Raw genomic sequence first — 16,230 nt, forward strand, 5'->3', positions numbered from 1 at the left:
ACAAACTCCTTTACCAGTCCCGGCCCTAGCGGCCCCGGCCAAACAAAACGACCTTCACGGTCTCGAACATAATCTGGGTATCCAGCAAAAAGGACAGGTTTTTAATGTAGTACAGGTCGTAGCGCAACTTCTCGATGGCGTCCTCGACGGTGGCACCGTAGGGGTAACGCACTTGGGCCCAGCCGGTGAGTCCGGGCTTTATAGTGTGCCGTTTCGAGTAGTAGTAGATATCCCGTTTCAGATCCTCCACGAACTCCGGGCGCTCCGGGCGCGGTCCAATGAAGCTCATGTCCCCCCTGAGCACGTTCCAAAGCTGCGGTAGTTCGTCGATGCGCGAGTTGCGGAGAAACCGCCCTACCCTGGTAACGCGGTTGTCGTTTTTCTGTGCCCAGACCGCGCCGTTTTTCTCGGCGTCCTGGCGCATGGAGCGGAACTTATAGAGCAGAAAGGGCTTTTCGTTGTTGCCGACCCGCACCTGGTTGAAAAAGAGCGGCCCGGGGGAGTCCAATTTGATAACGAGGGCAATAAGTGGGAAAAAAGGAATGGTGAGGAGGAGACCGACCAGGGAAAGCAGCACGTCGAAGCAGCGCTTGTAGATGTTGACGAGGGCAGTGCGGTGGAAACCGGTAGAAAAGATAATCCAGCTGGGAGTCATCTGCTCCAGCATGAGTTTGCCCTGCACGATTTCGTAGAAGGTGGGCGCGTCAACCACCTCGATACCGGCGAGTTTACAGCGCATCATCTCCTGTAACGGAAGCACTCCACGCCGCTCGGTAAGTGCAACCACGATCATGGAGGCACGGTATGCCTGCACGATATCCAGTAATTCCGAGTCCTTACAGATGACCTGAGAATCGAACAGGTCCGACTGGTGCACGGTTTCCTGGGGCTTACTGGCATCACAGTCAAGGTAGCCGGCCAGCTCGAAGGAGCTCGCGTGGGCGCTTAACAGCCCGCCAAGCTGGCAGGCAAGATCGCCGGTTCCCAGAATGAGCACCCGCTGCGCGAAGGGAGCCCGGTGCACCCCCGAGAAGGGGAGCGCGTGCCAGGCGAACTGCAGGACAATGAAAAGCCCGAGCGAGATGAAGATGATGCCACGCCCCAACATGACGCTCGGGTCAAGGTAGTAAACCACCGCAAGCAGGAAAAAGGCGGCCCCACCCGCTTGCAGACAGGTGGCAAAAATTTCCCGCTTCCGGGTGGCCCTGGGGAGGCTGTATACCTCCATGAGATACGAGGAGAACAGTGTCACCGCGATGAATATGAAAAGCACCTTGAACTGCCCATCCACCCCCCACTCTTCAGGAAAAGTGAGCGAGCCAAAACGGAGCACCAGTGCGCAAAGCAGCGCAACCAGGGCCAACAGGGCATCGGAAATGAGCATCAATACAGTACGCAATTCCATGACAGTTCTCGTTTCTCGGCTGCTATCTGCGCTAGCACCCGCCGGTACTGCGGTTACTTCTTAAGTTGGGCAAGCAACTGGCGGGTCGCCTTGCTGTCCGGCCCCTCCCCCAGAGACAGTGACTTCTGAAGCGCCTGCTGGGATTTGGCCCGATCTCCGGCCTGGTAATAGGCGAGACCCAGGTGGTAGTGCACCGAGGGGTCTTGGGGCAGTTGCTGCGCGGCCCGCTCCATGACCTTTACCGCCTCGGCGGTCTTGCCGTTGCGCAAAAGAGCGTAGCCCACGGTGTCCATTACCCCGGGGTTACCCGGCTGGAGCCTAAAAGCGCTGATCGCGTAACGCAGGGCGTCTTCCTTGTTGCCGTAGCCGTCGGCGCACAGATAGGCCAGGTTGTTAAGCGCTGGGGCGAAGTTTTCGTGCTGTGCCACGATGCTGCGGTAGCGCTGCAGGGCCTCCTGCTTCTTGCCTCCGAGGTCGCACAGGTTGCCGATGGCAAACTGTACCGGTACCGAATTGGGGTGCTGCTTGAGCGCTTCCTGGTACACGGTCTGAGCCTTTGCCAGGTCCTTCTGCTCGAGGTACAGCCCCCCAAGTGCCAGCCGCGCCTCGACATTCTGTGGGTCGGCCTTGATTGCCTTGTTCACTTCCCCGATTGCCATCGGAAGGTCCTTCAAACGCTGGTAGATCGAGGCGAGCACCAGGTAGCCATCGGGAGAGGCAGGATGCTTGGAGATCAGCCGCCCCGCCTGCTCGACCGCCTTGGGCCCCTCGTGCATGGCGAGGTAGGTCCCAATCTTTAGGCCGATTCCCTGGGTCTCGTTCAGAGCTTCCACCTCGTCGAACGCCTTGAGCGCCTTGCGGTACTCCTGCTGCGCCAAGAGAAGCCGTCCCTTAGCCTCCCACAACGGCTGGGAGCGCTGGTCCTGCTTGAGCGCTTGATCGATGGTCTCAAGCGCCTTGTCGGCCTTCCCTTTCTTCTGCAGGTAGCTCGCCAAGGCAAGCTGCGCCTCGACAGCCTTGGTCTGGGCGGCCTGCTGGTAGTACCCCAAGGCGTCGGCGTCCTTACCGCTGATCTCGCTCAAGGCAGCCAGGCCAAACAGCGCGCGAACGTTGCCTGGGGTCTGTTTGAGCTGGGCCGTGAATTCGGCCATCGCCTTCGGGTAATCACCCGAAACCGCATAGAAACCGGCGAGGTTCTGATAAGAGCCAGCAAAGGCGGGGTTAACCCGCTTGGCCTTCTCGAGGCACTGCACCCCTTCATTTTTGTTTCCGGTACTGAAGTGGAGCGCAGCCAGCGCGTTCAAAAGCGGCGCATCGTCCTTGCCGCCGGTGAGACCGGCATTCAAGGTGGCAGCCGCCTTGGCAGTTTTGCCCTGGCGCTGGTAGTAGGACGCCAGCAACAGACGGCTGTTCAGCGCGTTGGGAGCGACCTGCACCGCAGCGGCAAGCTCCGACTCCCCTTGCGCGCTTTGCCCCTTGCTGAGGAAGAGGGCTCCCTTTTTCAGATGTGCGGAAACCAGTTTCGGGTCGATCTGCGTCGCGCGGTTCAGTTCCCGCATGCCGTCCTCGAAGAGCCCTTGGGCGAGGTAAGCGCTGGCCAGCATGTTGTGTGCCCCGGCATCGTTGTCGTCCACCGCGAGAGCCTTCTTGATCTCAGCTATGGCGTCGTCGGTACGCTTTTGGGTCAGCAGGGTCTGGGCCACCATGAGCCGTGCGGCCCGAGAATTGGGGACGCGGTCCAGGATGATCCTGAACTGGCTCAGGGCAGTTTCCAGCTCTCCTTTGTTGTAATAGCTAAGACCGAGGTACTGGTACCCCTCAATTGTCGGGGCCATCTTGACCGACTGCTGCAATGCCGTTATCGCCTCACCATAGTTGCGCGAGAAGTAGCTCACCAACCCTTTAAGCCGGTAACCGTCCCCTTTCTTCGGATGGGACTTGATCATCTCCTCAGCCTGGGTCCCAGCCTTGGCGAGATCCCCCTTCTCAATGAGGATCAGGCCGATCTTGTACTGGGCCTGGGTCTGGTTGGGGTCGAGTTGCAGGATCTTGTTATAGAGGGTGACGGCCTGATCGCTCTTGCCGGCCGTCTTCTCGAGGGCAGCCAGCATGTAGAGAGCCTTCAAGGGCTTCGCCTCGTTTTGCACCACGTCATTCAGGTAGGCGCGTGCCTGGTCAACCTGACCGGTAACTGCAAGGATCGCCGCAAGTTCCAGCTTGGTGGAGCTGCGGGTCGGCTGCGCCTTGAGTGCCTGGTTAAGGTAGTTGAGGGCGTCGCCGTATTTTTTTTGGGCGGCGCAGGAGATCCCGAGTACCTCGAGTCCTTCCACAGCGCCCGGGTGTTTGGCCAAGTACTGTTCGCCGAGGGTGAACCCTTGGGGCCCCTTGCCGGTGGCGTTGCTGATCTTGGCCAACTCCAAGAAGCACTCGTCCCGGGACGGTTCCTGCTTCAACACCTTGGTGAACTCTTTCTCAGCCTGCTCGTGTTTGCCAAGTTCGGCATATGCTTTGGCCAACTGGAACCGGGCGTCGCTGTAGTTGCTGTCTTTCTCGAGGGCATTCTTAAAGTAGACGACGGCAGCCGAAGGATTGGATGCTTTGAGCTGTTTCATCCCTTCGTCATAGAGGGACTCTTTTGACTTGCTGCCGCATCCTGCACAGGCTAACCAAGAGACCAACATCAGGCATAACATTTTTTTCATGTATGTACCCTCCAAAGCAATGCCACAAACACTCGACAGGGTTAAGGATAGAAAATTAGAGCTTGCTGTCGGATTTCTTAACAGATACGCGAGAACTTTTCAACTAAATTCGCAATTACAGCAGGCACGCCTGGATAATTTTCCGCTGATTTATCGGTAAAATGTTAAATACCACAGTAAAGCAGGGGAATTTGACTGTATTGCCAGCACTGGCCTTCGTGCGCCGTCAATCGACCATTCTTATAATGTGACCGGACACATTTTTAAAAGATACCCAATGAGTCAAGGCGCCGCTGTAGAATGGCTCCAATCAAGCCTTGACTCTCTACCGGGTTATCATTCCCGTGGAAACCCATCCAGGACCGAGTACTCTCCAACCGTAAGAACTTTTGTAGCAATTCTTTACACTCATACCAGGGCCTGCAGCACGGACAAAATTCGGGTTCTCCCTCTCTCACATAACGACTGCGGCCCCAACTGGCTGACAAAATCTTGCAATCCCGAAAGGATAGCGCCTTGTGCTGTGCCGTTACCTTCACGATGTGCTGCCAGTCCCCTGTCGGAGTCCTTTACAACAACGCCGCGCCCTCCGCGGGCTAAAACAGGGAACTCACTGCAATTACGCCTTTTTTAAAATTGGCACATGGTTTGCTTTTATAGGACAAAGACACTTTTCTTGGGGCACCAGCTACTCAATACTATAGGAGGCAGACATGAAGAAATTGGTGGCACTATTGGCAGGGGCAATGCTGTTCGTCGGTATGACGACCGCGGCACAGGCTTTAACGGTGAAGTACTCAACAGACCTAGGTGTTTCCTACCAGGAGGCATCAAGTAACACCGGATTCCTGAGTATCTCAATACCAGGACTGAACTCTGACCTTATGACCATCACCTCTTCGACGGTGAAACTCCCGAACTTGGCGGCTCTCAACACGACGAATATCTGGACCAACTTCACAAGTGGTGGAAGCCTCTGGATTCAGGTTAGTGATGAGCCTTACAACATCTCGATGCCGAATGGAATGGGGGCTACCGCTAAGACCGGCCTTACCTACCAACTCGGAACTAACGTTGACCTCGAAACATTCTATGGTTCTGGCCTTTTCGATATGTCGCACCTGATTTCGGACATGGATGTACCGAGTTTCGCCACCAGCTTTGAGACTAAACTTCTTCCGACCATCACTGACCCATTTTCTCTCACCGAGTTCCTGATGATCAACATGGGCCCCGGTTCTTCGCTGACCACGGCCTCCCTTCAGCTCACCCCGGTTCCTGAGCCGGGCACCATGATGCTTTTGGGCGCCGGCTTCCTTGGCCTGGCAATTTACGGCAAACGCCGCAAAAATGCCTAACGAGGTATCTTGAACAAATGAAAAAATGGCGGCACTTCGGTGCCGCCATTTTTTTTGCAGTTCTGAAAGGATGCTGTAAACAATTCCGACACTATCCTGTTTAGTCCCCTCCCAATCAGGGTTTAGACTCAATTTTCACTCCATATCACTCCATTCATTACCTCACTGCCCCTGGCCATATGCCGCAGCATTCTCGGGGAAATGGCCCCGAGCAGGAGCACCTCCGTCACGAGCCTCCCTGATGGGGGGCCCGGCCCGTCTACTTAACGGCACGCAATTGCGACTCAGCCGTCGTCCCTGGGCTCATGCTAGCAGCACCACACTTAAAGGGCGGCTGCAATAGCACAACCTGTCGAGATCATGGGCTTGCTGCCCGAAACGCCGGCAGTCGTCGGGTGCAGGCAGGTTCCCCATAGGTCGCCCAACCAACGCTTAATTCACAAGTAGCCGTCTTCGCACGATTAATCCTGTTACTGCCTATTACCTGATCGTGAGGATACTGGCACCTGCGTTGCATAATAGGGCCAGTGAACAGTGCCAGGAGTGCCCGTCTGCGGCACCCGGATCCCAGCAACGCCATGGAGCCTCGATGACCGCACCTACGATTGCAGCCCCGCACAACCAGGCTCTCTACCCCCGTGCCCTCCCCTTTGTCCTGTTCATGCTCTTCATTGGCTTAAGCGAAGGCCTCGAAGTCCTGGGGCGGCGCGGCCTCTTCGAACTTGGGCCGACTACGCTGTACTACCTGTACCCGATTAAAGCCTGCGCCGTTGCAGCACTTCTATATTTCTACCGACAGCACTACCGTGAACTGTTCTGGCGCGACCTTGCCAACGTTCGCAACAGCGCCCTCAGCGTTGTCGTCGCTCTCATCACCTGCACCATCTGGGTCTGGACAGACTGGGTCTTCGCCGTATCGGGTTCCCCTGCCGGATTCAACCCTGAACTGCTTCCCGACGGCGCAATCCGCATCCTTATGACCGCGGTACGGGTGGCCGGCGCGGTGCTCGTTGTGCCGCTCATGGAGGAGCTCTTCTGGCGTTCGTTCATGCTGCGCTACCTCATCGACGCCGACTTCGAGAAGGTGCCGATAGGGCGCTTCAGCTGGTTTTCCTTTGCGGCGACAACCGTTCTTTTCGGCCTTGAACATCACTTCATCATCGCCGGCATGATCGCCGGAGCCATCTACAACGCGCTTTACTACGCAACCCGCAGCATCTCACAATGCGTGCTGGCCCATGCCGTCACCAACCTTGCTCTGGCTGTCTACGTGCTTAGCACCGGCAGGTGGTACTTCTGGTAGCCCACCGACAGGTAAGGACCCAGGGCGGTCGGGGAGCAGAAAAAACAAAAGGGTCACGCCTATCTGGCGCCACCCCTTGTCGTGCAGCTGTGTAAATTTAACCGACAGCCGTGCGCTCCTCGTGTAAAGGATTCCAACACGGCATTTTGTCTGCGCAGGTTACCCCGCCGACTGGGAACGGTGCAATGCGCGCCGCTCCACCCCGTCAAACCTGGGGCTTTGAGAGCTGGTCCTTATAGGATCTACTCCGATGGTCACCCATCCGGAACTACGCAAAAATCTGGCAACCACTCCCGCCTCGATAAGACTGTCCAGCATAAAGTCCTTGACGTAGTCATACCGGTTGTTGGTCCAGTTTACCTGAACAAGCATGGTCCCCTCCTGACGCTCTGGTCGTTCACACGGCCCAGGGAAACCCTAAGGGCAGCATCCTCAACGTGCAAATTCAGTGCCGGCAACCTAATGAGAAACCGGCAAGTCGATCCCCTTAAAACTGCCGCAAGAGATCCTGGGCGGCCCGCGATGAGAGAGTGAGCGGGGTGAGGCAGCGCGACTGGCGCAGACTGAGCTCCGAGATGTTGGCCCCCTCCCGAAACAGATCCAGGGGAATCTCCCGGCAGGCGCAGCGTCCAGCGCGGCTGTGCAGTGCGGAGACCCCCACTTGCGCCGGAGTATCTGTGTTAGCGGCGGGTGCGGGGCCGGTGCCAACCGGCTCGGACAGCGCGTCTTCCCGGCGTGAAGGGACACATGGGGCCCCGGCAGGTCCAAGGGGCGAGTGAACCAGAGGATCAACGGGTTTGCTCATCGGATGCCCTCCAGGAAAGGCGGCGAAACGCAGGCGCGTCCCGCCGCCCCGTTGTTAGAACAGTTTCAGGATGGCCTGGGCAGCCTGAGACGAGAGGCTTAAGGAGGTGGTGCCCAGCGACTGCCGCGTCTGCAGCATCAACATGTTGGCGCCTTCTTCGTTCATGTCGGCGAGGGTCAGGTTGTCGGAACCGGTCAGCAGGGTGTTGATCATACTGTCGGTAAAACTCTGCCGCGTGGTGATGATGTTCAGGTTGGCGGCCAAGGTCTGGGTGTTGGTGCGCAGGGTCGAGATGGCCGTGTCCATCTTGGCCGAATCAGCGGTGATGCTCGAGGTGGCCTGCCAGTTGCCCCCGGCCGCTGAGAGGCTCAGACCTGTCGAGTTGGCAAGGAAACCGATGACATCCAGTTTCGAGGAGGCGGCCTCGTTGAAGTTGACCGTCAAGGTGTTGATCGAAGTAAGCAGGTTGAGGCCACGGTAACCGGAATCCGAGGAGATGTTGTCGATCTGGGAGCGGATGGTGTCGTACTGGGCCGCCAGCTTGGACTGGACGTTGGTGTCGCTGGTGGAAAGCGCCGACTGGGCGACACCCTTGGCAGCGTTGATGAGCCCGGTGATGGCCGTGATACCTGCATTAGTGGCGTTGACAGTCTGCACGGCCTCCGACATCCCGTCCTTGCGGTCGGAGAGGTCGCTGGCGCGCTGGCTTGCGTTTTGTGCCGCAAAAAAGTTGGTGGGGTTGTCCAGTGCGCTGTTTACCTTTTTTCCCGAGGAGAGCCTCAGCTGGGTTCTGTTTAGAAGCGTACTGGTGCTCTGCAGGTTGAGGAGGTTAGACCGCATTCCGGAGGTCAACGAGATGTCGTTCACTGTCATGGTTCTTCTCCTTTTCTGGGCAGCCCGGCTTTCTGCCGGTGGTTTTGCGTCGGACATGCTCAGCGCCGAAAAGGCCGGTGACGAAGTGGCCGGCTTCGTCTCCCGGTTTTCCTGCACACCTGGAGAAGGTATCGGTTGGGCGATTCGGTATCTTTAGTGTTTTTTAATTACAGGTAATAAATTTTTTGAAGAGGTACGGCGAGGATGTGCGCACCGTACGGTGCGGGTGGCGACTGCGCGCCGTCTGAAGGCCGTGGCGCTCAGACGCGGAAGCTGACGAGTGCTCCCTGAAGGAGAGCGACCGAAACGTCAGGTGGAGAAAGGTGAGAATACGAAGGACAGACAAGCTGAAGAGGCAGGAAAAGAAGATTGACGGGAATTGTCTGGGCAGGACAATTAAATGACGTGGTGCCGGACTGGGTCCAGCCTGTGACTGAAGCTAGCCACGTTTGCGGAATAAAGCAATGAGGCTCACCAGGACCCACACTATGACTATACCGAGAACCAGTAGTTTCATAAACGCCTCGCCTTAAGTAGTCACTACGTAACGCTAGCAAGTATAAAGTTACTAGCAGTTGTATACAGTGTCAAGGCAGACAGCGCAATTCCCGTATTTCCCTAGTCCAACCCCTGACGCAAGAACGCCCCCGCTGCCAGTACGGCAAGACGGGGGCGTTTCGGTGCAGCGTCACAGCGTAGATCAACGTTTAAAAAGCACGGCAGCGGCACTTTCCGGGACAGCCAGCCGGGCCTTTATCCGGTTCGCTCCGCGCGCGAAGACCAGTTCCGCGTACTTGCCGTAGTGGGTTATCTTGAGTCCATACTGCGCGGCCGCGGCTTCGGAGAGTGGCTGGTAGAGGGCGCTCACCCGACCGGCGGCACCCGGACGGGACAGCACCAGAAAGAGCGAGGCGTCCGTTCCAGTGTAGCCTTCTCCTGCCACCGTAAACCCTTCCCGATCGACCTGGACCCCGTCGGGGAGACGCGGCAGGCTTTCCCGTGTGCGCGGGACACCGCAAAATACCAGGTCCCGGTCCCCGAACTGCCCCTGGTTAAACTCTTCCTCGCTCACCACCTGGGTGCCCGGCTGGGAAAAGGAGGCCAGAAGGTCGCTAAAACCCTGTGCCCCCGCTCGGCAGTTGGCCGTGCGCACTCCCAGGAGCTGACGGGACCCCTTCACACTGTTCACGGTTGCCGGAATCTCCTCCTGGGTAAGGATGCGGAACACCTCGGCATCCGGGTCGAGCACCACCCGCCTGGGCTCACCTTTCGAGACAAGCCGGAAGGGGGTACTCCTTCCCGCCAAGGCGAGCCGAGTTTCGACATTCCCCGCCTCCCCTTCCAGGCGCAGCGGCACATCCAGGGGGTAGTCAGCCCCGTCCTGAACGACCCTCCCGGCAACGCTCCACCCCTCTTTTTCCCTGCGGTTCACCACCTCAACGAGGCGCAGCCTGGGTCCCCCCGGGCGCGTCAGCCACTGTTCGAGGAAGGCGTGCTGGTCTTTCCCCGAACTTTTCGAGAAGGCGTCGGCGAAATCGTTCCAGGACGCACTGTCGTAGAGGTGGGCGCGCACCACCTGGCGCAGCCCCGCAAAAAACGCCTCGTCCCCGATGCGGCTACGCATCATGTGGAACACAAAGGCAGCCTTGCCGTAACCGATGGCCCGGGAGGAAGGATCGCTGCGCCTTTCGAAGCGGGTCAGGGGAAAATCATTGTCACCGGAGACCAGCGAGGCGAAGTCGATGAGCAGCTGTTCTCGGTAGTCGCGCGCCTCGGCAGCAGAGCGCCGCTCCTTGAGGTAGTAGTCCGCCAGATAGGTCACCAGCCCCTCGCACCAGTTGCCGGAGCCAGGTGCAATGGAGATCGCGTTGCCCCACCAGGAGTGGGCGATCTCATGCGGAAAGCTGGTGTCGATTATAAACGGGAGCCTCAGGACCGCACCACCCAGCAGGGTGAACGAGGGAAACCCGTAGCCGGTCTGGAAGAAGTTCTCCACCACCGCGAACTTCTCGAAGGGGTAGGGACCGAAGAGGCCGCTGTAGAACCTAAGGTAGCGTTCGGCGGCATCGAGGTAGCGCCCCGACAGCGCAGCGTTCTCCGGATAGAGGTAACTGTGCAACTCGATCCCGTCCACGGTCCGGTCCTCGACACGGTAAGGTCCGGCACACAGGGAGAGCGCCCCGACCGGGTGGGATTCCTGCCAGGTGGAGCGGGTGATGCCGTCCCGGGTCTCCCGGGTCACCCTTCTGCCAAAGCTTACCGCCTCGGTTCCCGCTGGAGCCGTCACGGTGAGGGTGCGCCGCGTGGGTACCTGCGCCGGCACGGGATACCAGTCGGCAGAATCCCCTAAAAAGGTCCCCTGGCCGGTGATGGTACCGCTCACCCCGTAACTGGGATCCTCGCTGGCCCCGGGGCTGTCGGCGACGGGATCGTTGAAGCGGGCACGGTACACGATGGTGAGGGTTGGTTCGGCACCGCTTTTCGGCAGTTCGGCGGTCAAGACACCGCCGGTGAAACGGTAGGGGAGCGGTCTGCCGGCGCATGTCACCGCACGTATCTCTGCACCTTGGGAGAGCCGGAACTCTACAGCGCCAGTCCCGGCCGCGAAACGTACGCTGCTCGAGCCGGAAAGCTCGTGCTGAGCCGGTTCCAGGCGAACCGAGACCTCCTGGTTCACCACTTGGGGCGTGCGGGCCTCGCAGGCAGTCACGGCACCGAGCAGCATGCCAAGCGGCAGCAAAAGGGAAACTATCTTCATCACGATCACCTCGCGGTACGAGTGTGGGGGGCTGGTGGTGCATGTCAGGCAGCGACGAGTACGGACGGCCTCACGAAGCGGGCGGCCGGAAACGGAAGGCGGAACGCGGAAAGGGGCCGGAGCCCGACCGAACGCCGCCAGGTCGGCCACCTGCCGTGCTGCCTGTGGCAGCGCTCCTGGGTGTTTCGATTCCGAAGCTATTTGATGACCGACAACATCGACGGCGCAGCTGCCAGTATCTGCATCGGCGAAAACTGTCAAAAGTACCTGTTACCGCCTGGGATACCGCACACTTTGTGACAGTGGCGGTCTTATGTCAACTTCTACCAGAGTATCCCACAGGGTGCAATACGCAGATCACAGACAGTGGCCAAGGGCTCAACTGACTCGAGAGCCCAAAAAGATCATTTTTATCTCAAAGCACATTCCGAAACCGAAATATTTGTTTGACATTATCGGCTTCGTTAAGGTATAAATAGAACGCCTCCCACTAATCAACGATAATATCGGTAGTTATACGCCAATCACATCGAGTTACCGGATTGATTGGCGGCAGTTACATACCCTGAGCCAGGTCCGGTTATCGGCCCCTGAGCAATGATAGACGACAAAACTCAACCATTCGCGAGAATGGGGCGGAAAGCCTAGGGTCTCACTGAGACAGCCGGGATGCCGAAATATCATGCGATATTTTGCGCCCCGGCTCTTTTGTTTTCTGAACACGGAGAATAACGACCAGGCAGACCAGTTTTTGGAAATACCGGTCCACCTCGAGGCACCAGCCCCGAAATGGACCCTGTTCTTAGATACACGATAATACTCAACCATCCGCGAGGATGGGGCGGAAAGCCTAAGGGTCTCACCGAGACAGCCGGGATGCCGAAATATCGCCAGATATTCGCGTCCCGGCTTTTTTTGTGCCCGCGACTGCAACGTACCGAGATTTCGGCCGTCTTTTCGCTTGATTAGGCAAGCACCCAGGACGGGCCGGACCAGGGAGAACCAGATGCCCCATACGATCCACCTGAAGCGCCTCCTCCTCGCCTTGTGCTGCCTCGCCCTCTGGGGCTGCGGCAAGGCCAACAGCCAGGCCCCCACCTTGAGCGCCGTCGGCAAACACGCCGCAAACTGGCTGGTCGAGCACCGGCGCGTCTACCAGCAAGATCCCGCCTCCTGTACCGAGTGCCACGGCGCGGACCTGACCGGTGGCATCACGAAGATCGACTGTTTCAACCAAGGGGGGCTCGCCAGCTGCCATACCGGTGGCCATGGCCCGCGCCGGGTCCCGCACGCCCTCCCCTTCACTGCCGGCAGCCTGCACGGCCCGGTCGCCAAGGCGAACCTGGTGGACTGCCAGGTCTGCCATGCGACGGCCGGCGGTCCGGGTAGCAATCCGCGCTTCAACCTGGTGATCGGTTCCCTCACTGCCGGGTGCGAGGCCTCGGGATGCCATAACCTGAACACCCCGGCACAGCCGGAGCCCAACGCCGCCCACCCGGTGCCCTGGACCGGCCACAGCAGTTCCGGCAACCAGATCAACGCCTGCGCCCTGTGCCACGGCGCCGACTTCGGCGGCGTCGCCTCGGGCGGCGTAGGCCCCGCCTGCCGCAGCTGCCACACCTCGCTTGCGCTGGGAACCCTCCCCACGCCGGGGACCTGCGTTTCCTGCCATGGCAACCCGCCTGCCACCGGATCCCACGCGGCGCACCTCGCCATTGCGGGGATCGCCTGCGCCAGCTGCCACTCAGGCGGCGGCTCCGGCAGCGCGAACCACGGCAGCGGCACGGTCACCCTCGCCTTCCCGAGTACCCTCAACGCCAAATCCGGCACGGCCGCCATCACCGGTCCCAAGAACTGCAGTGCCGTCAGCTGCCACGGCGGCATCCTTACCCCGGTCTGGGGGAGCACCGGGAGCATCGCTGTCGCCACCGACTGCCTCAAATGCCACACTGACGGCACGGCGACTCCGACCAACCCGCCCCAGTACAACAGTTTCAGAAGCGGCCAGCACGCCTTCCACCTCAACACCGCAGGGCTTGCCTGCACCGACTGCCATGACATGACCGTCACCGTCCAAGGGGCTTCTCACTTCAGCGGCCTCGCCACGACCAGCTTCGAGCTCGCCCCCTCCGCAACCATGAGGAGCTACCTGAGCTACAACGCGACCCAGCAAAGCTGCATGCCGCCTGTCCTGGCGCCCAACGGCAACACCGCCGGCGCCTGCCACAGCGACCGCAGGTCCTGGTAGGGACACCTCCTACCAGCGCGCATTGAGAGAGCACGGAGAGCCTTACATGAAGATGCCCAGCCTCACTACCTTGATTCTCAGCCTCGTTCTGCTCGGTCCTCTGGCCACGGGAGCGGCCCGGGCGGTCGTCCCCCCCACGGTGACCAACCTCCCTTCGGTCACCGAGCAGATCGGCACACCGGTACGCCTGGCCGGCGACACGAGCGGCAACCTCTACCTCACCGACCCGCGAGCCGGCGGCATCCTGGTCTTCGGCAACGACGGCAAACTGGTGCGGAGCATCACCACCCTGAAAAAACCCCAGGGGATCGCGGTGACCGCATCCGGGGACCTGGTGGTGAGCCAGGGGACCTCGGTATCGGTCCTCTCCGCGGCGGGGGTCGAGAAGTTCAAACTGGGTGCGGGCCAGGGACAGTTCAAGATGGCCAACGGCATCGCCATCGACAACGCCGGCTACCTCTACGTGGTAGACAGCCTGGACAACTGTGTCCAGGTCTTTACCCCCCAGGGGGCACCGGTCGCGCTCGGGGGCGCAGGTGCCGGCAAACCGGTGAACAGCTTCGGTACGGCCGGCAAGGCCACCGGCCAGTTCTCGCAGCCAAGCGCCATCGCCTTTGAGCCCACAAGCGGCCAGCTCGCCGTGGTGGATACCCTGAACAGCCGGGTACAGTTTTTCACCACTACCGGCAGCTTCGTTCAGTCCATCGGGTCGCCGGGTCTTGGTTCCCTCAAGTTCGGCGCCCCGCAGGGGGTCGCCTTCGGGGCCACCGCCTCGGGCACCGTCATGTACGTGGTGGATGCCTTCCAGAGCAACATCCAGGCGATCGATCTGACCAGTGGCTCCTTCCTCCGGGTGATCGGAAGCTACGGCAAGGGGAGCGGCAAGCTGGTGGTCCCCACCGATCTCATCTATGACGCCTTCGACGCCCGCAACCCGCGGCTGGTGGTAGCCAACGGCTTCGGCAACCTGACCCTGTTCGGGATCGAGATCCCGGCAAGCAGCGGTTCGACCGGCAACGGCCCGGCCCTGAGCATCAACACGCTCCCCCTGGCCACCAACCTCACGGCGCTCACCATAAGCGGCACGGTGGCCGCCAACGCCACGGTGCACATCACGGCAAGTACCTCGGCCCTGGTTGGAGCGGTCACCGGCGGTACCACCTGGAGCGCCCCGGTCACCGGCCTGGCCCTTGGTACCAACCAGTTCACCGTCACCGCTACCGACAACACGAGCGGCGCGACCACCAGCACCCTGGTAAGCGTCTTCGTTACCGGGTCTGGCGGAGCCGTTACCCCGCTTACCGTGAACGCGCTGCCGAGCCTCACCGCGACTGCGGCCCAGACCTTGAGCGGCACCGTGCAGCCCGGCTCGACCGTGACGGTGAACGGCAACGCGGCCACCGTGTCCGGCGGCACCTGGAGCTACCCGACCACGCTCGCACAAGGCCTCAACACCTTCCAGATCTCCGCGGCAAACGCCTCCTTCAGCAGCGCGAGCGCCAGCATCAACATCACGCTCAACTCGGTGGCACCGGTCCTCGATGTTGCGCTCTTGCCGAGCGGCAGTACCACCAGCAACCAGCTTTTGACCGTTTCCGGAACGGTCAGCGACGCCCTCCCCTGCACGGTACGCATCACCGTGAACGGCCAGGCACTCCCGGCGCTCCCGGTGGTGAACGGTTCCTTCTCTACCGGGGTATTCCTCGTGGTGGGGAGTAACAGCATCGACGTGCAGGCGGTGGACAGCGTCGGCAACCAAAGCGCCACGGTGCGCAGCAGCATCAACTTCGCACCGACGGCACCGGTGCTGACCATCGGGGTACCGGATGGCTCCTCGGTCCCCAGCGCGGCACTCACCCTCACCGGGAGCGTAAGCGCCGGGAGCACGGTCCAGGTGAGCGTCGCCGGCGTGAGCGTCCCGGTCACGGTAAGCGGCAATAACTGGAGCGCCCCCGTCACCCTCGCCCCGGGAACCAGCACCATCCTCGCCACGGCCACCCTGGGCAGCCTCAGTTCGACGGCCCGCGCCAGCGTCAGCTACGACCCGGGCGCCCCGGCGCTCACCATCAGCGCCCCGTCGCAAAATGCCATACTGGCCGCCGGTACCAGCCAGGCGGTGAGCGTCACCGGCACGACCACCCCGGGTGCCAACCTGCTCGCCACCCTGGACGGGGCGAACCTTACCGTGAACCTCGCTGCCAACGGTGGGTTCAGCATCCCCCTGGGTAACCTCGCCGTCGGAAGCCACACGCTCTCCCTCACCGCCCTGGACGCGCTGGGGAACTCGGCGAGTGCGCTGCGCAGCATCGTGGTGGCCGATCCGACCCCGCCGCCGGTCACCCTGGACGCGGCGAACCCGCTCAAGCTCAGTGTCGGGACCGGCGTGACCCTGGTGGTGCGCGATAAAAACGGCCCGGTGACCGGCGCTGTCAGCACGGTGAACGGGGTGAGCACCCTGGATCTCTCCGGAGCCAGCTACGATCCGGCAAGCTTAAGCGTCACCGCGGTCACCCCCACCGGGGCCACCACCCGCAACGGGGTGCTGACCCCCTCGGAGATCGCCGGACAGGTCGGCGTTCCCGGCATAGGCGATGCGCTCGAGGCCCTTAAGATCGCCACCGGCGCGCGACAGGCCGGCCTCCTGGAGAAGATGCACGGCGACGTGGCCCCCCTGGCCAACGGCACCCCCATTCCCGACGGCAAGATCGACATCGAGGACGTCGTGGTCATCATGATGCGCGTTGTCGGCAAGCCCTGGTAGAAGCGTACGAGGATCAA

10 protein-coding genes and 2 riboswitches are annotated in these 16,230 nt (G+C 60.6%); of the genes, 5 read left to right on the top strand and 5 right to left on the bottom strand.

Going from position 1 to position 16,230, the window contains the following annotated elements:
- Positions 1-25: 25 nt before the first annotated feature.
- Entirely contained in the window at positions 26-1,405 is a 1,380-nt protein-coding gene (locus H7688_RS00755; protein ID WP_183359112.1) for a TIGR03013 family XrtA/PEP-CTERM system glycosyltransferase, read from the bottom strand.
- Between the two features lie 53 nt (positions 1,406-1,458).
- Positions 1,459-4,107 carry an XrtA/PEP-CTERM system TPR-repeat protein PrsT gene (gene prsT, locus H7688_RS00760; protein WP_183359114.1) on the bottom strand — a complete coding sequence of 883 codons (2,649 nt, stop codon included), beginning with the start codon at positions 4,105-4,107 and terminating at the stop codon, positions 1,459-1,461.
- A 713-nt stretch (positions 4,108-4,820) separates the two neighbouring features.
- On the opposite strand from prsT, the gene H7688_RS22530 reads away from it, so the two are divergent.
- A complete protein-coding gene (locus tag H7688_RS22530; RefSeq protein WP_246329662.1) occupies positions 4,821-5,465 on the top strand; it encodes a PEP-CTERM sorting domain-containing protein in 645 nt (214 codons plus the stop codon).
- A 589-nt stretch (positions 5,466-6,054) separates the two neighbouring features.
- Entirely contained in the window at positions 6,055-6,768 is a 714-nt protein-coding gene (locus H7688_RS00770) for a CAAX prenyl protease-related protein (RefSeq protein WP_183359116.1), read from the top strand.
- Positions 6,769-6,927: 159 nt separating this feature from the next.
- On the opposite strand, the gene H7688_RS22535 is transcribed toward H7688_RS00770, so the two are convergent.
- Both H7688_RS22535 and H7688_RS00775 read right to left on the bottom strand, forming a co-directional pair.
- On the bottom strand, positions 6,928-7,140 hold the full coding sequence (locus H7688_RS22535; protein ID WP_246329663.1) for a GSU3473 family protein: 213 nt from the start codon (positions 7,138-7,140) through the stop codon (positions 6,928-6,930).
- 487 nt (positions 7,141-7,627) lie between these two features.
- A complete protein-coding gene (locus H7688_RS00775) occupies positions 7,628-8,446 on the bottom strand; it encodes a flagellin N-terminal helical domain-containing protein (protein WP_183359118.1) in 819 nt (272 codons plus the stop codon).
- Between H7688_RS00775 and H7688_RS00780 the strand changes: the two genes are divergently transcribed.
- Positions 8,430-8,603: a hypothetical protein gene (locus H7688_RS00780; protein WP_183359120.1), complete on the top strand. Its 174-nt coding sequence runs from the start codon at positions 8,430-8,432 to the stop codon at positions 8,601-8,603. The two genes, H7688_RS00775 and H7688_RS00780, sit on opposite strands and share 17 nt — an antisense overlap.
- Positions 8,604-9,146: 543 nt before the next feature.
- Here H7688_RS00780 and H7688_RS00785 read toward each other — a convergent pair.
- Positions 9,147-11,204, bottom strand: coding sequence for a M1 family metallopeptidase (locus H7688_RS00785; protein ID WP_183359121.1), 2,058 nt, complete (start codon positions 11,202-11,204; stop codon positions 9,147-9,149).
- A 602-nt stretch (positions 11,205-11,806) separates the two neighbouring features.
- A riboswitch (cyclic di-GMP riboswitch) is annotated at positions 11,807-11,881 on the top strand.
- A gap of 131 nt (positions 11,882-12,012) precedes the next feature.
- A riboswitch (cyclic di-GMP riboswitch) is annotated at positions 12,013-12,088 on the top strand.
- 122 nt (positions 12,089-12,210) lie between these two features.
- Here H7688_RS00785 and H7688_RS00790 point away from each other — a divergent pair.
- Together H7688_RS00790 and H7688_RS00795 are read left to right on the top strand one after the other, a co-directional pair.
- Positions 12,211-13,452 carry a CxxxxCH/CxxCH domain-containing protein gene (locus H7688_RS00790; protein WP_183359122.1) on the top strand — a complete coding sequence of 414 codons (1,242 nt, stop codon included), beginning with the start codon at positions 12,211-12,213 and terminating at the stop codon, positions 13,450-13,452.
- Between the two features lie 46 nt (positions 13,453-13,498).
- Positions 13,499-16,213 carry an NHL repeat-containing protein gene (locus H7688_RS00795; protein ID WP_183359123.1) on the top strand — a complete coding sequence of 905 codons (2,715 nt, stop codon included), beginning with the start codon at positions 13,499-13,501 and terminating at the stop codon, positions 16,211-16,213.
- Positions 16,214-16,230 lie beyond the last annotated feature (17 nt).

It is taken from the genome of Geomonas limicola (genome assembly GCF_014193675.1).
Lineage (GTDB): Bacteria > Desulfobacterota > Desulfuromonadia > Geobacterales > Geobacteraceae > Geomonas > Geomonas limicola.